Origin of the sequence: Acinetobacter sp. 766875 (assembly GCF_000582055.1) — a bacterium.
GTDB classification, from domain to species: Bacteria; Pseudomonadota; Gammaproteobacteria; order Pseudomonadales; family Moraxellaceae; genus Acinetobacter; species Acinetobacter nosocomialis.
Map to the genome: position 1 here is coordinate 97,843 of NZ_JEXX01000001.1, position 20,498 is coordinate 118,340.

Sequence of the window (20,498 nt, forward strand, 5' to 3'; positions counted from 1 at the left end):
CCCTTGTGCTATAACTAGCCAAGGGCGTTTTTTTATTTCGATCATTATTATGAATATTAACTATTCTGCTTCCATAGAGGCCCATCAATTGCACCAATCATTGGTGAGATTGGCACGGGCAGATATGGCACGAGATTATTTATGTATTCGATCTAAAAATCAGCATGGGCTAGCCAATATTAAAGTTAACCAGTTGCACATGGGATTTATTTTATATGGGCAACAACAATTAAATCTTCAAAAAAAACAATTCAATTTTAATGCCGGTGATCTATACATTATAAAACCCGATACGGTTATCGATGCAGTTAATTTGCCTGACCCTATAACGGGTGAATACCTCACTATTCTTGTGCCTATGTGTGATGAAGTTATTCAAGCTGCACAAATGATTTGGGCAAAGCCAGTTGTAGACAGAACCGACGCAATATTAAAGTTTTCAATTGATGATTTCGCTACCTCTTTAACCGAGTGGCAAACCGCTTTATTTAGTCATGATGTGGTGAAAGCGCGTTTATGTATTACCGCTATACTTGTACAGTTATGTCAACAGCACTTCTCAGATGTGCTAATTGTACCGCCACCTAAATTGACAAAAATCATTCACGATTGGGTGATAGAGAATCCACAGCACCATTGGCAGTCTAGTGAGTTTGAAATGCGTTTAGGTTTGAGTAGTGCAACACTTCGCCGCAAACTTAACCATGAAGATACAACTTTAAGAGAAACGATTATGCATGCACGTCTTAGTTATGCACTTGAGTTGTTGTATTCGAAAAAACTACCGATGAAAACGATTGCAGCAAAATCTGGATATCAGTCTGTTGCTATTTTTCGTGATCGCTTTGTAGAGCGTTATGGGATAGATCCAGCTGTTCTAGCTGCAGAATAAGTTAATATGAGCGTTTCTTATCGCTTATTGAGCGATTTAAATAGATAAAAACCAATAGAGTTAAAGTATGAAAATACTAAGGACTCTATGATGAAATCATTAAAATCACTTGCGATATTATTACCGCTGAGTGCCAGTACAGTTATACATGCAGAACAAAACCCAACCGTGCATCAGGTTGATGGTTATTTTTTACAACCAATAGGAAACCTTAAAGTAACGGCATTGTTTGATGGGGAACTGGGACTGCCTCGTACTGATTTACTGGGTATTTCTGCTGAAAAAGCCAATCGACTGTTTGCAGAAAACTTTGTTCCTGTAGACGAGCATAATCAGATTGTCACGGATTTCTCTGCCTATCTTGTGCAAACGCCTACGCAAAATATTTTGATTGATGCAGGGACTGCAAAATGTTTTGGCCCAACTTTAGGTCATGTACGTGAAAACTTGAAGAAAGCAGGCGTACAGCCTGAACAAATAGATACGATTTTAATTACACATGCCCATCCCGATCACTTATGCGGTATTACACTCGATGGCAAAATGGCTTATCCAAATGCGAAAGTTTATCTAGCTAAAGAAGATGTAGATTTTTGGACATCGCCTGTTAATGAAGCAAAAGCCACTGATTTTTTTAAACCAATATTTAAAATGACGCGTGATGCATTACAGCCATACCAAAAGGCAGGGCAGTTAGTTGCGTTTACCAAATCCTCTTTTAATGTACCGAATGTTCAACTCATCGTGACTCATGGTCATACGGAAGGTCATTCTTCATACTTAGTAGATGGACAAAACGGACAAAAGTTCTTAGGTCTAGGTGATGTTGTGCACTACGGTGCGGTACAGTTTCCTTATCCTGAAGCAAGCTATAAGCCCGATACTGACTCGAAACTAGCCATATCTGTCCGTAAAGATATCTTTGAGCAAGCCTATAAAAACCATTGGTGGATAGGGGCAGCACATATCGCTTTTCCTGGCATTGGACACATTGGTAAAAGCTCAACAGGATACCAATGGATACCGGCTCAATATCGCCCTGTAAATTGATTCTTCAAAAAGCATAATTAGCTTTAAAAATGAACTCGGAATCTTTAACTCAAATAGTGCTAAGTTGAGCTAAGACGAAAAGTTAGATTCTTTAAATACATGAAATGTGTTCTAAAAAGAGCACTTTCATGCTGTTTATATTTTGGTCGAATAATTGAGTTTTAATGAATACATTTAAAAGTAGAAACCTATAATTTTAACTTATTAATTCTAATAGAATTTTTATTGTAAAAAAATGCTATTTTCAGATTGCTAAACTCCCAGTTATCGAGCAATTTATGCTATAGTATACAGCTATATTTTTTTCGATTTTAGTTCACTTTCCGGAACTAAATTTTTTGCAAGATCAAGACATATAAACGGATAGAAATATCTATCTGTAAGAAGGAGTATGCATGAGCGTATCGGAAATCCGACCGATTGCCATTGAGGACGAACTCAAGCATTCATATTTAGATTACGCAATGAGTGTAATCGTATCTCGTGCATTGCCGGATGTGAGAGACGGTCTTAAACCTGTTCACCGTCGTGTGCTTTATGCCATGCACGAATTGGGCAATGACTATAACAAAGCCTACAAGAAATCTGCTCGTGTCGTTGGGGACGTAATCGGTAAATATCACCCGCATGGTGACTCAGCTGTTTATGAAACCATTGTTCGTATGGCTCAAGACTTTAGCTTACGTTATTTATTGGTTGATGGTCAGGGTAACTTCGGTTCGATCGATGGCGATAGCGCCGCGGCGATGCGTTATACCGAAGTCCGTATGACTAAGCTGGCACATGAGCTTCTTGCAGATTTAGAAAAAGACACAGTTGACTGGGAAGATAACTACGACGGTTCGGAACGTATTCCTGAAGTACTTCCGACACGTGTTCCAAACTTGTTAATTAACGGTGCTGCGGGTATTGCTGTAGGTATGGCTACCAACATGGCACCACATAACATGACTGAAGTTGTGAATGCATGTTTGGCTTATGCTGACAATCCGAATATCTCGATTGAAGGGTTGATGGAATATATTACCGGTCCTGACTTCCCTACAGGCGGTATTATTTACGGTAAATCAGGTATTGTTGATGCCTACCGTACCGGTAAAGGTCGTCTGCACATTCGCGGTAAATACCATTTCGAAGAAGATGAAAAGACAGGCCGTACAACCATTGTCTTTACTGAAATTCCATATCAAGTAAACAAAGCAAGAGTGATTGAACGTATTGCCGAGTTAGTAAAAGAGAAAAAACTTGAAGGTATTTCAGAACTTCGTGATGAGTCTGACAAAGAAGGTATGCGTATTGCAATTGACTTGAAACGCGGTGAAAACGCAGAAGTCGTTGTAAATAACTTATTCTTAAATACCCAGCTTGAAAACTCATTCAGCATCAACATGGTTTGTCTAGACAATGGACAGCCAAAGTTGATGAATCTGAAAGATATTATTGCGGCATTTATTCGTCATCGCCAAGAAGTTGTGACACGCCGTACCATGTTCGAATTACGCAAAGCGCGTGAACGTGGTCATATCTTGGAAGGTTTGACAGTTGCCTTAGCTAATATTGATGAAATTATTGAAACCATCAAAACTTCTGCTAACCCTGCTGAAGCGCGTGAGCGTTTACTTGCTGGTGAGTGGGCAGGTGGTGGTGTTGTTTCATTACTTGAAAAAGCAGGTGCTATTTCTGTTCGTCCAGATGAAATTGAAGGTGAAGATCCAAATCGTCCATTTGGTCTAAGCGATTCAATTTACCGCTTATCTCCGACACAAGTAGGCGCAATTTTAGAATTACGTTTACACCGTTTAACAGGTCTGGAACAAGACAAGTTACACGCAGAATATACTGAAATTTTAGGTCAAATTGCTGAACTTACAGCAATTTTAAACGACTTCAACTTGTTGATGGGCGTTATTCGTGAAGAGTTAGCACAAGTATTACAACAATATGGCGATGCACGTCGTACTGAAATTGTTGAATCTCGTGTTGATTTCTGCCGTGAAGATTTGATTCCGGAAGAGCAAGTTGTATTAACTGTTTCACAAACGGGTTATGCAAAAACTCAACCACTTTCAGACTATCAGGCACAGCGTCGCGGTGGACGTGGTAAGTCTGCAACCTCAATGAAAGATGATGACTTTATTCAACATCTGATTGTGGCATCGAATCACGCGACTGTACTTTGCTTTACCAATGTAGGTAAAGTGTACCGTCTAAAAGTATTTGAGGTTCCTCAAGCATCACGTGGGGCAAAAGGTCGTCCAATCGTGAACTTGTTACCTCTAGATGCAACAGAAACAGTAACTGCAATCTTGCCGTTAACAGAGTTCCCAGAAAACCACTATGTGTTTATGGCCACAGCTTCTGGTACGGTTAAGCGTGTTGAGTTAGAACAATTTGCAAACATTCGTTCAAATGGTCTACGTGCTATTGAGCTTAATGAAGAAGATACCTTAATTGGTGTTGCGATTACTGATGGTAATCAGCAAATCATGTTGTTCTCTAACGAAGGTAAGGCAATTCGTTTTGCTGAAACTGACGTACGTGCAATGGGTCGTACAGCTAAAGGTGTACGTGGTATGCGCGTGAGCTTTGCTAGCAGTATCCTAAGTGAAGAAGATGCAGATGTAGAAAATGATGAATCAGATGATAATGATGATTCAGCAGATTCGAATCTAGTAAGTCGTATCGTATCGCTTGTCGTTGTACCTGAAACAGGTGAAGTACTATGTGCAAGTGCCAACGGTTACGGTAAACGTACTCCTGTAAATGACTTCCCAACCAAGAAACGTGGTGGTAAGGGCGTTATTGCAATTAAAACAAGTGAACGTAACGGTGAGCTAGTTGGTGCAGTTTCTATTGATGAAACTAAAGAATTATTGTTGATTTCTGATGGTGGTACGCTTGTTCGTACACGTGCAGCAGAAGTTGCAATGACAGGCCGTAATGCTCAAGGTGTTCGTCTCATCCGTTTAAGTGAAGAAGAAACCCTCGTTGGTGTAGTTTCAATTGAAGCTGTAGAAGACGAAGAAGAACTTCTTGAAGGCGAAGTAGATACGACTGAAACTGATAGCGAAGAAGTTGTATCTAATAATGAAGATACTTCTGAAGAGTAAAACGTTTTAAAATAAAAAAAGGAAGCCTAGGCTTCCTTTTTTATTTCTCGTCTATTTATTTTGCCGGATGGAAAATAAATACATCATAGTTTCGGTAATGTAGAGTTTTTACCGATGGGTCTTTAGTCGAAAAATTATTTGGTTGACTTACCACGATTAGATCTTGCTTTTGAGATAAAGCATCTTTGAGCTGCTGTTCGCTCCACAAATACTTTTTAAGTTGGGGCTCAAATAACAAGCCATCTTTAATTTCTAAAGAAGCACTATCGGAATGGACACTATCCCATTCATTTACAATATAGACAGGCTGTTTAAGCTTTAAAAGGAATGGCACATCATAAAAATAGTAATTGTAGAAAACTATTTTTGTAGATGGAGTAATGTACTCAGCAAAATCTGTTTGGCCAACATTATTTTTGGTATCTAAAATACGAACGGCAAAAGGAACAGAGCTACATAAAACAATTAAACTTATAAAAATATAGTTTAAATAGCTCACTTTTTGCTTTTTGTATAACCACACTAAAACCAGTGGGAGCACAATTAACAGCGCACCAATGGTATAAATAAATACAGCTTCGTGTTGGAAAAAAGGTTGATTTGCACGAATAAAACGAGGTGTAGCAGCAATACCAATTCCAAGAAGTATAATAAATACAGGAGTACCCCAAATCTGTAATTTGGTTTTATAACTGCTTTCAAGAACTTTGTTAATCACAAGTGCTAAGAAAATAGCAAGAGGTGGCACAGCAGGTAAAATATAGCCCGCTAGTTTAGATGGTGGAATAGAGAAGAAAACCGTAACAGAAATAAACCACCATACAAGCAGGGCAAATACACCTGATTGCTTATAGTCTTTAAAGATGGTCTTAATAGATTCAAATCTACTCGCAAAAAACCATGGTAAGCAGCTGACAAATAAAATAAGCAGATAGAAACACCATGGTTGTTTATTATTAAATTCTTTTGAACTAAATCGACTAAATTGTTGGTCAATAAAGAAGTAATGTAAAAATTGAGGATATTTACTTTGTACTGCATAGAGCCATGGACTAATGATGAGCAAAAATAGCAAGATCGCCAATGGATTAAGAAACGAAGGTATTTTCTTCCATTGTTTTGTGTAGAGTATCCACGGCAACAGGATCATACCTGGAATGAGAACCCCAATGAGACCTTTACTTAGAAAAGCAGCTGCACCAGCGATGTAACCTAAAAATAAAATAGGTTTACGTGCAGAAATGGTGAAATCAGCAAAGCATAAAACACTAATCGTAATCCATGAGGCTACTAGTAAATCATGGTTAATATATTGACTACTACCAAAAAAAAGCAGGTTGGTCGCTAAAATGATAACCGTAAGCTGTGCTACGCCTTCCGAAATATGCTTTTTTACAAATAAGAATAGTCCCACTAACATGAGGGTACCAGCTAAAACAGGTACTAACCGTAACACCCATACATGTACGCCAAAAAGCTCCATAAAAATAGAACTTAACCAGTGTAGTAGAGGGGGTTTATGCATGAATGGCAAACCATCGATTCGTGGAGTTAACCAATCTCCAGACTCGACCATAGCTCGGCTAATATCTCCATAGCGTCCTTCATCAGGTACAGATAGAGGTCTTATCCAAGAAAGAAGAAGTAACCAACACGGTAAAAAAAATAATAAAAATTTGGAATTACGAAGCCATTGCTGCATACACAATCCTTAATGTTGAAATGCAAAAAAACGGTTAAGCAAGAAAGTCACGACAGAGGTCAGAACAATTGCAATACACACTAAGGTTGAAACAGGGACATTAAAATAGAGGTTCGAGAGTAGAAGAAAACTTTCATTAAATAAAAAACCTAAGCCTGCAACCAATGTGAATTTTGGTAGAGTCTGACGATGATCAAGATGATGTGCTTTGAAAGTAAAAATACGATGCCCGAAATAGCTCACCCAATAGGCAACTAAAAATGCGAGTAAATTGGCATATTGCAGTGCAACATGCTTCTTAAACAGAAGCATGGCGACACTGTAGTGAGTAAGTGCTGCTGCGGCTCCAGTAGTAGCAAACCGCGTGAGCTGAAGAATATGAGCAAACATGTTAGAAACTAGAGAAAGTATTTTCCGGCTTTGTGATAGATTTTTCTTGTTTAATACGAGAATGTTCGGATGCAACAATATATTTTGGTCTATTTTTTACTTCAGCATAAATACGACTAATATATTCACCAACAATACCTAGGAATAACAGCTGTATACCGCCAAGTAAAGTCATACCTGCTGCAAGTGTTGCCCAACCTGGGACAGAAATTCCTTCGATCAACGTTTTAATGATGATCCATACGCCGTAGCCCATAGCACCTAAAGCCAGAATTGCGCCTAAATAAATACAGATGCGTAAAGGTAAATCTGAAAAACCAGTTAAACCTGACATAGCCAAGTTAAATAGAGATTTTACGTTAAAACTAGAACGGCCGTGCTGACGTTCCTGTTCAGAAAAATTAACGCCTATACTTTTAAAACCAACCCAAGCATATAGGCCTTTCATATAGCGATTTTTTTCTGGCAATTGTTTAATTGCTTCAACAACTTTTGCGTCTAATAGACGAAAGTCTCCAGCACTTTCTGGAATATCGATCGGTGAGCTTAAGTTTAATATACGATAGTAACCTTGAGTTAAAACACGTTTAAGCCAAGATTCAGTGGAGCGATTACGAATGCCATACACCATGTCATAACCATTTTTCCAAAGGTTGATCATGGTTGGAATTGCTTCAAATGGGTGTTGAAAATCCGCATCAATTAGTAAAGTAACTTCGCCTGTCACATGATCTAAACCAGCACTTAAAGCTGCTTCTTTACCAAAGTTGCGTGAAAGTTCAAGCACAACTAAGGGATAGTCATCAATCATTGTTTGCAAAATTGGAATAGTATCGTCCTTACTTCCATCATCGACCACAATAATTTCATAGCTAAGATTTTGCTGTTTTAGACTATTTGCTAAAGCAGGAATAAAAGTTTTTAAATTTTCTGCTTCGTTATAAGCTGGAACAACGCAGGATAAAAATGGTTTTGTGTTCATTGCATTGCCCCTAGTCTAGTGAGCTGGATACCATATTGCTGACAATCAATTTGAAACTGATCCGAACTAAAATATTCATATTCTTGTATTCGGGCGTGCTGAATCGGATCTTGATCATTTGATTCTGCAAGTGCTGGATGGCACATTATCAGTAAATGGTCTTTTGCATGTGCAAGCCAGTATTGATTGAGTTCGCCATAATCAGTTTGCTTTAAATCATAAATACCAGCAAATTGGTCGTTCTGATTAAATTGATATGTTTGACATGCTTTTGCCAAAGAGTTAGAACCAAGTGCAGAGAGCACACGAGTCTTAAAACGATAGTGAGGTAAATCAATCGGATGCTGTAAATTTCGAATCCAGCCCGTAAATTTCTTCTCTTTTAACAATTGCAGCAAAATATCGCGTATAAACGGAAATTGATGAATATGTTGATGTCCATCAATAAAGTCTGGCTGTTTTCCCATGACTGAAACAAATAAGTCCCATTGCTCTTCAATACATTTCGTAATTAATTCACGATTCAGGCTTGAAGACCATGCACGTAAAATAAGCATAGGTAAGGAAAAAACAGTATTACCTGAAGCGAATTGATGGGTAAGATTTAAATGCAAACCGATATCAATTTGATCGCTAAAAGGTTTTAATTTAGCAGCAGCAGTTTCCCACAATTCAGATTGGGTCATACATGAGGTTGCCTGTAGGGCACCTTGTTCAATAAGTTGAATAATTGCGTCTGATATTTCTGCATTCATTGCAAAGTCATCTGCGCAATAACACACTTTTGCCATATCCAGATTCCGTCATAGGCAGGATTACAGAATACTCTGCGTAGCTGCTGAAAAACTATACTAATTACTATGGAGAAAATTTCTTAATTTCAACTTAAAGTTTTCTTAAGGTTTCATGACAATTGATACAAATTAATACTTTGAATTTATTTGTTTTTTTAGATTTTTTTGGTCAATTATTTAAGAAATAAGCTTTAACTATAAGATTTTATAGTAAATAAAAATATAATTTATACACATTTATGAGTCATTAAATTTATTTGGAATTTTTTAAACGTGAATGAGCAATAATTAAAAAAATGATTCCAATTATTGCAAGAAAAATCAATTTAGGAATCACAACATTTAAAGGAACACCCATTTGATTAAGCTGTACAAACATTTGTACACCGTGTGTAGAGGGTAAGCACCAAGCAAACCATTCTAGCCATTCTGGCATGGCGTGGTGGGGCCATGCGGTACCGGTTAATAAGAAAAGCGGAACTGAACTAAATACAATAATATGTCCGGCACGTTCAGGCATGTCTAAAAGTGAACCAACTAACATGCCTAGTCCAATCACACAACTAATAAAAATAGGAACCGCGACGAGTAAACCAATAAAGTTTCCACCGTGTGGGTAGTCGTTGAACCACAAGGTAAAACCAAAAAGATAAAAGCTGCTTAAACAACCAATAGTAAACAGGCTGGCAAAAATTCCAGCAAAACGAATGGAGGTAATTTTTTCATGCTGTTCGCGGTAGCTTGCAATCAGCATGGCTAAACCTAATACAATCGTTTGGTGAATAATGAGTGTTGCAACTGCTGGAAAAATATAGCTTCCATAACCTGAAAGGGGGTTAAATAAAGGAACCTGATGAATAGAAAGAGCTGGTTGGAAATGTGTACGCTCTCCAAATTTTTCAACATATTCTTTTAATGTAGCTTCAATAGATGTAGCAAGACCTAACCCAATTTCTTTAGTTTTTAAGAAGTTGGTTGTACTTAAGTACAAGCCAATTCCACCAGTTTCTCCGCGGCGTAGGCTCTGTGTTAAGTTGTTGGGTAAAAGCAAAATACCATCTGCTTTTTGCTCGCGAACCATTTGCTCAGCTTGGAGAAAATTAGCAGTCACATTAACAATTTTAACGTGCGGACTATTGCTTGCTTGTCCAATAATTTGAGAGCTTAAAAGACTCTGTTCTTCATCAACCACGACAATTGGAATTGATTCGGCACGTTCAGCTTTATAAGCAGTTGGATAAAAAAAGCTATAAAGAATGACTGATAAAATCAGTGTCGTGAAAACCGAACTGTTACCAACAATATCTTTAAACGTTTGGGCATAAGCCTTTAAGAACTCTTTCATTGCGCTGCCCCCCGAACTAGTTTTTTAAGCAGCAAGGAACTCAAAATAAAATAAATAAGGCAGTAGCCAATCAGTATTAAAAAGGGCGTCATTGAAATAAAAAGTGGACTTCCAATCACCCATTGTTCGGTTTGGAGCTTTGCATAAGGTGTATATGGAATAATTAAAGACCAAAATTTAGTGAAAATCGGTGCATTATTTAAAGGTAGGGTACCCCCTGCAAAACTTAAAGAAGCCCCGCCGTATACTGCAATAAAACCAAAAGTTTTACTTAAATTTTTGGTGGCTAAAATGACAGTACTACTAATGAGTGCATAAGAAAAATAAAGCAAAAACTGGGCAGCTAATAAAAGACTAAGAGAACCTGCGACAAACCAACCTCGGATCTCAACTAGCCAAAACATCCATAACCAAGTCCAAAGACAAAAAATAAAGCTATAAAGTAAATTTTTAGCCAGTAAGCCGCGAATAAAATTTTCGCGGTTGACCCACTGGGTTAATGTGCTGCGTTTAAGCTCTTGTCCAATAGCAAAAGCCACACAACAACAGAGTAATAGATGCAAAACAGCAGGAACCATGAAAGGTGCTAAATAAAATTCATAGCTCATGCTTGGATTATAGAGTGTTGAAATTTTGATGTGTGCTGTAGGGACATCTAAATAAGGAATATTATTTGCAAGATAACTCTGGCCTGCATAGTCTGCTAAAGCATTCAGTGTACTGACTAGCATTGCTGAGGAAATCGTATTTCCTACGCTAAAAAATGACTGATTAAAAGCAATACTGATTTGTGCGTCTTGAGCTTTTACAAAACGTTTTTCAGCGCCGTCAGGAATAAAAACATAGCCCCAAATTTTGGTTTCATTGAGTAGTTTTTCAGCTTCGGTCGAGCTTGCAGTAATTGTTTTAACATCTACTGTATGATTTAACGAAAGATACTTTTCAATATTGCGGCTCAGCTCACTTTGATCCTGATCAATAATCGCGATAGGTAAATGTTCAGCCTTACCTGCATAAAACATGCTGCTAAACAAAAAAATGATAAAAGCAGGGATAAGTGTCACCATACACAAATCCCATTTATTGCTTCTTAGATAGTTTAGTTCACGTAATATACTGGCAAACATGCTTTATTTTTCTTCTTTAATTTTAAATAGAACACTCATGCCAACTTTTAAATCTTTGACAGGACGCTCAGGTACCAAATGCAATTTAAAGCTACGGATATCATAACCGCCGGTTTGACGTGTGGTTTTAATGGTGGCAAATTCACCTTCGGCATCAATATTTTTCACTTTAAACATTACGGTTTGGTTCAGCGCAGGAATGAATCCCTCTAGCGTTTTGTTTTTATAAACAGAAGCGTACTGATTTTCACCGACATTTAAACTCACCCACAAATCATCATCTTCTAAAATGCTGACAACCGGTACACCCATCGCAACGAGTTCAGAAGGTTTGCCATAAGTTTTTGAAACTGTACCTGAAATAGGAGCGAGTAGGCGGGTTTCTGCCTCAAGTGCTTGAGCTTCACTGACTGCTGCTTTGGCAATATCAACTTGTGCATCTGCTGTAGATTTCTGCTGACTGGTACTTCCGCGCTTTGCTCGAGCATATTGTTGATAAGCTGCTTCACTTAACTCTTGAGCAGAAGTTTGTGCAGCTAACATCTCATCTCGTCTTTGACGAGAAATAACACCTTGTCTATATAAATTTTCACCACGTTGATAAGTGGTTTTTGCAAGGTTCGCCTGAGCTTTCATACTTTGCCAGTTGGCATAAAGAGTATCAATATTTTCCTGTTGCGAACCACGGTCTACAGTAGACTGAAAAGCTAAAGCTGATTGTAGTGTAGCTAAAGCTTGCTGCTTTTTAGCTTCAATTTCTGGGCTGACTAAACGAACCAGAGGTTGTCCTTTAGAAACTTTTTGGCCTTCTTGCACATAAATTTCTTCAATACGACTTGGAACTTTAGTACTGACGTGAATCGTTTCAGCCTCAACTCTGCCTTGTAATTCAATAGGCTTAGGTTGATAACTTTTCCATAAACCGAAAATGATTAGCCCTAATAGAGCAATAATGCCCACCGCAATAATTAGTTTAATTTTTGAACTTTTAGGCGGTTGAGAACTTTTACTCGTTTTTACTTCTTGCGCATTGTCGGTTTGAATATTTTGTTGATCTTGACCTGTATGCTCTGTATCCGTAACAGGTGAATCTTGCTGAGAAGAAGATGATTCTTGATTCATGTTATGCCCCCATTAGCGGATATAGTCGGTGTGTGGTTGAGTCACATAAGCTTTAAACTGGTCCATAGAACCATGGCTTTGCAATAGCGTTGCGAGCGACATGACATATTTATAAGCATTTAAAGCCATTTCTGTTTTTAAAGCACTTAACGCATTTTGCGCGTCAATGACTTGTGTGGCTGTTCCCATACCTTCACGGAAAGAAAGCTCCTGAATACGTAAGTTTTCTTGAGCTGCATTGATATTTCTTTGAAGTAAGGTATGACTTTGCTGCGCTGAATTGAGCTCGTTATAAGACTTATTCAATAAAGCTTCAATCTCTTGTTTAGTTCGTTCAGTCATGAGTTCTGAGGCATAACGTTTTAACTCGGCAGCATGAATATTCTTATTTTTATCTACGCCAGAAAACAGATTGTATTTTGCCATGACACCTACAATCCAGTTTTCATTTTCATCGAGTGAATATTCACCAAAAGCAAAGAGGCTTGGCTTTTTAGCTGCTTGTTGAGCCTGAATATTCGCATTAGCCAATTGGGTGTCTAACTGCATTTTTTGCACAAGGCTTGATTTTTGAGCGTAACTACTTAGCAGTGCTTCTAAAGATTGGCTACGAACTGTATTTACAAAAAGAGGAGTACTCAAATCAGGATTACTTTGCTGATGAAGAAGATTGTTTAAACTGAATTGGCTAGCATTCAGATTTGCTTGAGCATTTTGTAATGTTCGTTCGGCATTGTTACGGGCAACTTCAAATTGCATGCGTTGTCCTTTACTAATAAAACCTTGCTGTTCGAGCTTTAGCGCGTTGCTGTAATGCTTTTGCATTGCATTAAAGTTAAATAAGCTACTCGCGACCAGTTGTTGTTGTAATTGCACATTAAAGTAACTTTGTACGACTTCGAAGCGCTGTATATCTTGCTGTTGTTGGCTTGAAAGCTCGGAACGTTGAGCTTGAATATTAGCTATTTTCTTTGCACTAGTCGTCAAGCCTCCTGTATAGATTGGCATCACAACTGAAATAGAGGGGCGGACTACTTGGTCTTCTACAGTCAAATTAGCGTAGTTAGGAAAACGATTGATTCCATCATGGATGATTTGGTTTGAACCTTCTTGAACTTGTCCTAAAACATCTGATGGAATGACATTGTTCCACTGAGACAATTTGTCGTTTAATCCTTGGCTTAAATCATTCTCAAGTTTTTGCTTAAAACCACTAAGTGGCACATCTGTTTCACTATGAAACGCGTATGCTCTAACGTTTAAATCAACTCTGGGTAAGCCTAAACCTTTTACTGCTTCGGCTTCTAATTGAGAGGCTTGTTGTAAAGCTTGGTTGGCTTGAGTGCTATACGAGCTTTTTAAAACTTGTTGTTCTGCTTCAGCATAACTTAAGCTTTGTGCATAAATAGGCGTTGCAATAAATACTCCCAATACCAACGCAAGGTAATTGGGTTTAAAGAAAAAAGGGCGTATTGACTGTCGATACTGATGTGTTGGCATTTTATATAACAATTTTTGATCATCCCTTATAGTTTAAATTTCTTGTTATTAAATTCAATTATCATATTGTTTATTATACAATTGTATAAAAGCACAAAATGATTTTGAGTTTATTTTGCTTGACGGAAAATCATACAGCAAACTTTATATATTCCTCACAGTATGGGGAACTCGATTAACAAGTCAAGTTGAACTTTATTTAATAAAACTTATAAAAAAATAAGTGAAAGCAAAGAAATAAATAAAATAGTTATTGAAAAAATAAACCTAAATACGCCCTAGCATTGAAATATTTACTAGAGAAGCTGCTGCAAGCTTAAGCAATCTGTGGTTAAATGCCTTTTTTTATTGTGTTTCACTTTACAAGGGAAAAATCATGCGCGCGTACAATTTCTGTGCTGGTCCTGCTGCATTACCTACTGCCGTTTTAGAAAAAGCTCAAAAAGAGTTGTTGGATTGGCAAGGTAAAGGTCTATCCATCATGGAAATGAGTCACCGTAGTGCTGACTATGTTGCCGTAGCTGAAAAAGCTGAAGCAGATTTGCGTAAGCTTATGAATATTCCTGAAAACTATAAAGTACTGTTTTTACAAGGCGGCGCGTCATTACAATTTTCAGCAATTCCTTTAAACCTGCTTGGTAAAAATAACAAAGCAGATTATATCCATACAGGAATTTGGTCTGAAAAAGCGTTAAAAGAAGCAAAACGCTATGGTGATATTAATACTGTAGAAGCAGGTATTAAAGTAGATGGTAAGTTCGCCATCTCTGATCAAAGCGAATGGAACTTGTCTGACGATGCAGCATATATTCATTATGCAGATAACGAAACAATTGGCGGATTACAGTTTGCAGGTATTCCTGATGTTAAAGCGCCACTTGTATGCGACTATTCATCAAGTATTTTATCGGCTCCATTAGATGTGACCAAGTTTGGTTTAATTTATGCTGGCGCACAAAAAAATATTGGTCCTGCTGGTTTAACAATCGTTATTGTTCGTGATGATTTACTTGACCAAGCTAAGCCAGAAATTCCAAGCATTTTAAAATATGGTGACCAAGCGAAAAATGGTTCTATGGTAAATACTCCTTCAACTTATGCTTGGTACTTGTCAGGTTTAGTATTTGAATGGTTATTAGAGCAGGGTGGGGTAGACGCTATTCATAAAGTTAACCTTGAAAAAGCTCAGTTACTCTATGGTTATATCGATTCAAGCGATTTCTATAATAACCCAATTGCTATTCCAAACCGTTCAATTATGAATGTACCATTCACTTTGGCAGATGAAGCTTTAGAAAAGCAATTCTTGAAAGAAGCTGAAGAAAATCATTTATTGAACTTGGCCGGTCACCGCTCAGTTGGGGGTATGCGTGCAAGTATTTATAACGCTGTGCCATTAGAAGGCGTACAAGCACTTATTCGCTTTATGGATGATTTTGCTAAACGTAATGGTTAAGTAAATCAAAAAAATAAAGCCCTCAAAAAGAGGGCTTTATTTTTATATAATTTATTAATTAAAAAGGCATAAAACCAAATTGATGTATCATCATCGCAGCTAAGAACATACCTAAAACGAAAAAGCAAAACGCACCAGTATCGACCCTTATACGTGGGTTACTAGTTTGAATGAGGCTGGTGGTTTGTTCAGGTATAATCTTCATTCAATAGCCTAATTTTTAAAATATTAGTGAAATTCAATTAGTTTCACTATTTTTAGCATAAATATTCGCCTGAATCCAGATATTACCGCGAATATATTCACCAATATTAAAGTTTTTGTACAAATCATTTTGGGTCGCGATGCGCACTAATATGGCAGGAAGATTGTCTTCTAAAACTAAAGTGACATCATAAAGAGTATATTCTGCACCCATAAATGTCATTGAAGTTTTACCGACAATATTACCTTGGAACCAAGCTTCGTCTTCTTGACCAAGATTTTCCCCATATAAATATGCAACCATTTTTGAAAAATCAACCGTTACAGGTTCTTGATCTTCCTCAGTTTTTGGTTGCCATTCATTAATGAGTTCTTGTAGGTTTTCAGGTGCAGTACCATTATGTTCAGTTAAAATTGCATTTAACGCACGGTGATGCTTAATTGATGCCGGATCATCTACAACAATTGTTTCGCCGGCAGGAACGGACTCTAATTCATAAGCCCATGCATTAAATTGAACTTGGTAAGTTTGGGTTTTGTCATATTGACAACGATTAACACTAAATAAATTATCAAATGCATAAACAGTCGTATTTTTATTTAATCTTAAACTTAATACTGCCTGAGTTGCTGAATCACAAGTAATGATGCGCTCAATTTGTGCATTATATTGATACGGGCTTTCAAAACTAGGAAATGCTGTTTTTAGAGCACGAGGCTTTTGATTTTCAACTGCAATAATTTGGTTAATGGTGACATTTTGCCCTTGAGGACCTTGAATCAGCCAAAAAGATTGATCCATTTCATCTTCACTTTGGCATAAACCCATTGGCATTACAGGAGCATCAAGCGCCAGTCCAAGCCATTTTGGTACATCTGTCTCTGGATGGGCGGTCAGTAGATTCCAATGCTCGCCATGACTACCAAAATTTTGGTCGTTTACCGTAATAACTTCTGGACTGTTTTGATTTTTCATAAGTACGATTGATGTTGGGTTTATCTCACTTGTTATATTAAATCGAGGGTAATTGCTATTTTTCAAGTCAACATATGTAAATTCTCTTGCAAAAGCACATATTTACTTATTAAAAAGCCTTTCAATAGGCAAAACACGTGCTTTTAAGAGTGAATATAGTCGACTGTTAAGAGATTGTTAAAATTAAATTTAGAAAACAAGTTTTATATTTAGCGCTATTCTCTAATGAAATGCATCTGTTAGACTTATATTTTTAGTGGAAATAGAGAATAACGTGCTGCCATTTAAGTTATGGGTAGACGCAGATGCATTACCTAAAATTCTGCGTGAAGTCATTTTGCGAGCTTCAGATCGTTATCAGTTAGAAGTGATTTTTGTAGCCAATCAAAATGTCGGTATTACCCCATCGGTACGCATTAAATCAATACAGGTTTTAAGTGGGGCTGATCAAGCCGATCAGGAAATCGTTGATCGTATGTCTGAAAATGACATTGTCATTACACAAGATATTCCGCTTGCTGCTCAAGTTATTGAAAAAGGTGGTATCGCGATTCATCCACGTGGTGAGATTTATACCGCTGCAAATGTTAAGGCCCGTTTGCACTTACGTGACTTTATGGATACGCTGCGTGGTGCAGGAGTCCAGACAGGTGGCCCACCTCCAATTTCAGAACGAGATAAACGCGAATTTTCCAGTGCACTCGATCAAACAATTTTAAAGCAAAAACGTAAAACAGCTTAGTGAGCCTCTTATGCCATCCCAAACTAACTTGGCTTCAACTTACGTCTTGCTTGTATTTATTTGGGCAACGACACCTTTAGCCATTGTGTGGAGCGTGTCTGACTTACATGTTATGTGGGCCTTACTCTTACGTTTTTATATTGCTTTACCTCTTTCAGTTATTGTTTTACTTATTCTAAAAACTTCTTTTCCCACTCATAAGCAAGCTCTCCATAGTTATTTTGCAGGGTCTTTTAGTTTAATTGGCTCTCAAATTTTTACTTATGCTGCAACTCAATATTTAAGTTCAGGCATGATCGCACTCATGTTCGGTCTGGCGCCTATCATGGCTGGATTAATTGGCCGTTTTGCTTTTGGTCAGCATCTTTATAAATTGCAGTGGCTTGGTATGGCGATTGCCGTTTGTGGTCTAGCAATCATTTGTTTGAATGGATCTGGTCAGCACGTGCATCCATTTGGTATTGTCTTAATGTTGGTCAGCGTTTTTGTTTATTCATTTTCTATTTTTTGGGTAAAAAAAGTGAATGCCCAAATTCAACCTATGGCTCAGGCAACAGGTTCAATCTTAGTCTCATCGCTTTTGGCGAGCTGTCTTATTCCATTTATTTGGCAATATGCTCCGACCCATTTGCCACAAGCTAAATCCTTATTTGCTCTAATTTATACAGTTCTTATGGCTTCACTCGTTGCTATGTTCTGTTATTTCAAACTTGTACAAAATATCAAAGCAACTACTTTATCGCTTACAACCGTTATTACGCCTATGTTAGCTATGATGATTGGTGCTGTTTTAAACCATGAACATCTTTCAATGATGGTTTTTGTGGGGGCATTTATTATCTTGTTTGGTCTATTTCTGTATTTCTATAAAGACATTCAAGCAAATCGTAATTTTGCCCAACATATTAAATCTAAATAGGAGAAGATGAGGGTAATTTGTTGAGCTTATTCATTAAATTGTTCTAATTCGTAGCTAAATGCATGATCAAATTGATCTCATATCTTAAGTAGTAGAAAATAGCGCAGCAATATAATATTAGGATTGTTAAGGGTAGGTCAGAACTTACTGATTTTTAAACCTTAATACAGCATCTAACGATATGGCTAAATAAGAAGTGTGGATCGCACTTCTCTATTTTCCATCAATGACCTTGGATTTAGAAGGTATGTTTAAACCAATCTCACTGTATATAGGGTTGAGATATACTCGCGCACGACGCAGTAATCATTTTATTTCTTTTATTGCATTGGTTTCGATGGTCGGTTTGACACTTGGTGTCGCTGTACTGATCACGGTACTTTCTGTAATGAACGGTTTTGACCGCGAATTGAAAAATCGTGTTTTGGGAATGGTACCGCAAGCGACAGTTTCTTCAACGCAAATTCTTACGGATTGGCCTGAGCTGATTAAACGAGTTGAAAATCATCCCCATGTGACTGGAGTTGCACCTTTTACTCAATTACAAGGTATGTTAACTGCTCAAGGGCAAGTGGCTGGTATCATGGTGACGGGTATTGATCCGAAATATGAAAAGAATGTGTCTATCATTCAAAATCATATTGTTGCGGGTAGCCTCGACTCACTTAAAAAGGGTGAGTTCGGTATTGTGCTTGGTAAAGACATGGCCGATTCACTTGGTTTACGTCTAAATGACAGTGTGACATTAGTATTGCCAGAAGCAACGCCATCTCCAGCAGGTGTTGTTCCTCGTTTTAAGCGCTTTAAAGTGGTTGGTATTTTCAGCGTAGGTGCTGAAGTGGACTCAATGGTCGGATACATTGCTTTATATGATGCATCGACTTTATTGCGTTTACCTGATGGTGCTCAAGGCGTCCGTTTAAAAATGGATGATATTTTTGCTGCACCTCAAGTTGCCGATGATATTGTGAAAAACTTGCCAAGCAATTTCTACGCAACGAACTGGACCTATACACACGGTAATTTGTTTAATGCCATTCAAATGGAAAAAACATTAGTTGGTTTATTACTTGTACTGATTATTGTGGTTGCTGCATTTAACATTGTTTCGTCTTTGGTCATGGTGGTAACTGACAAAAAATCGGACATTGCAATTTTACGTACTTTAGGTGCGTCACCATCCATGATTACTAAAATCTTTATGGTGCAAGGTACAGTGATTGGTGTGATTGGTACAGTTGCGGGCACGGTTTTAGGTGTAATTTTGGCACTTACGATCAGTGATATTATTTCTTGGTTTAATAATGTTCTTGGACTTAATTTGTTCGATGCCTATTTTGTACATTACTTACCTTCGTACTTAAGATGGCAAGACGTGACAATTATCGTGATTGTTTCTTTACTCTTAAGTTTCTTGGCAACAATTTATCCGGCGCTTCGTGCAGCCAAAGTTCAACCTGCCGAGGCATTGCGTTATGAGTAAAGTCGTTCTAGAAGCAAAAGATATTTATAAGCATTTTGATGATGGTAAATCTAAGGTTGAAGTCATTAAAGGTCTTTCTTTACAAGTTGAAGCAGGACAGTTTGTCTCTATTGTTGGTGCAAGTGGTTCAGGTAAAAGTACTTTGTTACATGTACTCGGTGGCTTAGATCAACCGACTCAAGGCCAAGTCTTTTTAAATGGTCAGCGCTTTGATAACTTAGGTGAAGCAGAACGTGGTTTTCAACGTAATCAGTATTTAGGTTTCGTTTACCAGTTTCACCATTTATTGCCTGAATTTAGTGCGCTTGAAAATGTGGCAATGCCTTTAATGCTTCGAGCGGACAGTCAATATAAGTCGGTTAAGGCTCAGGCTGAGTATTTGTTAGATCGAGTTGGGTTATCTCATCGTATGGACCATAAACCAGGTGAACTTTCTGGTGGTGAACGTCAACGTGTGGCTCTTGCTCGAGCATTGGTGACTAAGCCTGCGGTCGTTTTAGCTGATGAACCAACCGGTAATTTGGACCGTAAAACAGCTGTAGGTATTTTCCAATTACTTACCGACTTGAAGAATGAACTAAATATGGCGATGCTCATTGTGACCCATGATGAGCAATTAGCTCAGGCAGCAGATTCTATCTTGCATATGGAAGATGGTTTGTGGGTAAGCGGTTCTTAAAAAATTGTCATTAAATCACATTGTT

Annotated in this window: 18 protein-coding genes and 1 pseudogene; 8 read left to right on the plus strand and 11 right to left on the minus strand. The window is 37.8% G+C overall.

Annotation, left to right across the window (positions count from 1 at the left end; translation table 11 throughout):
• Positions 1 to 49 precede the first annotated feature (49 nt).
• From J576_RS00440 to gyrA, 3 genes are all read left to right on the plus strand, one after another.
• On the plus strand, positions 50 to 892 hold the full coding sequence (locus J576_RS00440; RefSeq protein ID WP_002048551.1) for a helix-turn-helix domain-containing protein: 843 nt from the start codon (positions 50 to 52) through the stop codon (positions 890 to 892).
• A 90-nt stretch (positions 893 to 982) separates the two neighbouring features.
• A complete protein-coding gene (locus J576_RS00445; RefSeq protein WP_002048514.1) occupies positions 983 to 1,942 on the plus strand; it encodes an MBL fold metallo-hydrolase in 960 nt (319 codons plus the stop codon).
• A 395-nt stretch (positions 1,943 to 2,337) separates the two neighbouring features.
• A complete protein-coding gene (gyrA, locus tag J576_RS00450) occupies positions 2,338 to 5,052 on the plus strand; it encodes a DNA gyrase subunit A (protein ID WP_002048588.1) in 2,715 nt (904 codons plus the stop codon).
• A 55-nt stretch (positions 5,053 to 5,107) separates the two neighbouring features.
• Here gyrA and J576_RS00455 read toward each other — a convergent pair whose 3' ends face one another.
• The 8 genes from J576_RS00455 to J576_RS00490 form a co-directional block, all read right to left on the minus strand.
• Complete coding sequence (locus J576_RS00455) at positions 5,108 to 6,754, minus strand: ArnT family glycosyltransferase (protein WP_002048549.1); 1,647 nt, start codon at positions 6,752 to 6,754, stop codon at positions 5,108 to 5,110.
• 9 nt (positions 6,755 to 6,763) lie between these two features.
• Positions 6,764 to 7,144: a GtrA family protein gene (locus tag J576_RS00460; protein WP_002048512.1), complete on the minus strand. Its 381-nt coding sequence runs from the start codon at positions 7,142 to 7,144 to the stop codon at positions 6,764 to 6,766.
• A gap of 1 nt (position 7,145) precedes the next feature.
• Positions 7,146 to 8,126, minus strand: a complete 981-nt coding sequence (locus J576_RS00465) for a glycosyltransferase family 2 protein (protein WP_002048490.1) — start codon at positions 8,124 to 8,126, stop codon at positions 7,146 to 7,148.
• A complete protein-coding gene (locus tag J576_RS00470; protein ID WP_033855448.1) occupies positions 8,123 to 8,917 on the minus strand; it encodes a ChbG/HpnK family deacetylase in 795 nt (264 codons plus the stop codon). Before J576_RS00470 ends, J576_RS00465 begins: the two co-directional genes overlap by 4 nt.
• A gap of 256 nt (positions 8,918 to 9,173) precedes the next feature.
• Positions 9,174 to 10,265, minus strand: a complete 1,092-nt coding sequence (locus tag J576_RS00475; RefSeq protein ID WP_002048535.1) for an A1S_2622 family ABC transporter permease subunit — start codon at positions 10,263 to 10,265, stop codon at positions 9,174 to 9,176.
• The gene (locus tag J576_RS00480) at positions 10,262 to 11,392 is read right to left on the minus strand and encodes an ABC transporter permease (RefSeq protein WP_212750203.1); all 1,131 of its coding nucleotides are present in this window, start codon (positions 11,390 to 11,392) and stop codon (positions 10,262 to 10,264) included. The genes J576_RS00475 and J576_RS00480 overlap by 4 nt, the downstream gene beginning before the upstream one ends.
• Positions 11,393 to 11,395: 3 nt before the next feature.
• Positions 11,396 to 12,514: an HlyD family secretion protein gene (locus J576_RS00485; RefSeq protein WP_033855450.1), complete on the minus strand. Its 1,119-nt coding sequence runs from the start codon at positions 12,512 to 12,514 to the stop codon at positions 11,396 to 11,398.
• A gap of 12 nt (positions 12,515 to 12,526) precedes the next feature.
• Positions 12,527 to 14,014: a TolC family protein gene (locus J576_RS00490; protein ID WP_025467954.1), complete on the minus strand. Its 1,488-nt coding sequence runs from the start codon at positions 14,012 to 14,014 to the stop codon at positions 12,527 to 12,529.
• Positions 14,015 to 14,390: 376 nt separating this feature from the next.
• Between J576_RS00490 and serC the strand changes: the two genes are divergently transcribed.
• Positions 14,391 to 15,470 (plus strand): 3-phosphoserine/phosphohydroxythreonine transaminase, encoded by a 1,080-nt coding sequence (gene serC / locus J576_RS00495; protein ID WP_002052530.1) that lies wholly within the window; start codon positions 14,391 to 14,393, stop codon positions 15,468 to 15,470.
• A gap of 58 nt (positions 15,471 to 15,528) precedes the next feature.
• Here the strand turns inward: serC and J576_RS20170 are convergent, their stop codons facing one another.
• Positions 15,529 to 15,675 carry a hypothetical protein gene (locus J576_RS20170; RefSeq protein WP_000691795.1) on the minus strand — a complete coding sequence of 49 codons (147 nt, stop codon included), beginning with the start codon at positions 15,673 to 15,675 and terminating at the stop codon, positions 15,529 to 15,531.
• Between the two features lie 33 nt (positions 15,676 to 15,708).
• Positions 15,709 to 16,650: a hypothetical protein gene (locus J576_RS00500; RefSeq protein ID WP_033855451.1), complete on the minus strand. Its 942-nt coding sequence runs from the start codon at positions 16,648 to 16,650 to the stop codon at positions 15,709 to 15,711.
• A gap of 256 nt (positions 16,651 to 16,906) precedes the next feature.
• Here J576_RS00500 and J576_RS00505 point away from each other — a divergent pair, with 256 nt between their 5' ends.
• Together J576_RS00505 and J576_RS00510 are read left to right on the plus strand one after the other, a co-directional pair.
• On the plus strand, positions 16,907 to 17,392 hold the full coding sequence (locus J576_RS00505) for a YaiI/YqxD family protein (protein WP_081401001.1): 486 nt from the start codon (positions 16,907 to 16,909) through the stop codon (positions 17,390 to 17,392).
• Between the two features lie 10 nt (positions 17,393 to 17,402).
• Positions 17,403 to 18,311, plus strand: coding sequence for a DMT family transporter (locus J576_RS00510; protein ID WP_002052891.1), 909 nt, complete (start codon positions 17,403 to 17,405; stop codon positions 18,309 to 18,311).
• A gap of 29 nt (positions 18,312 to 18,340) precedes the next feature.
• On the opposite strand, the pseudogene J576_RS20535 reads toward J576_RS00510, so the two are convergent.
• Positions 18,341 to 18,421: pseudogene (locus J576_RS20535) on the minus strand (PilZ domain-containing protein); the annotation flags it as partial.
• 137 nt (positions 18,422 to 18,558) lie between these two features.
• On the opposite strand from J576_RS20535, the gene J576_RS00515 reads away from it, so the two are divergent.
• Entirely contained in the window at positions 18,559 to 19,794 is a 1,236-nt protein-coding gene (locus J576_RS00515) for a lipoprotein-releasing ABC transporter permease subunit (RefSeq protein WP_004707458.1), read from the plus strand.
• A complete protein-coding gene (lolD, locus tag J576_RS00520) occupies positions 19,787 to 20,473 on the plus strand; it encodes a lipoprotein-releasing ABC transporter ATP-binding protein LolD (RefSeq protein ID WP_002052552.1) in 687 nt (228 codons plus the stop codon). The genes J576_RS00515 and lolD overlap by 8 nt, the downstream gene beginning before the upstream one ends.
• Positions 20,474 to 20,498 lie beyond the last annotated feature (25 nt).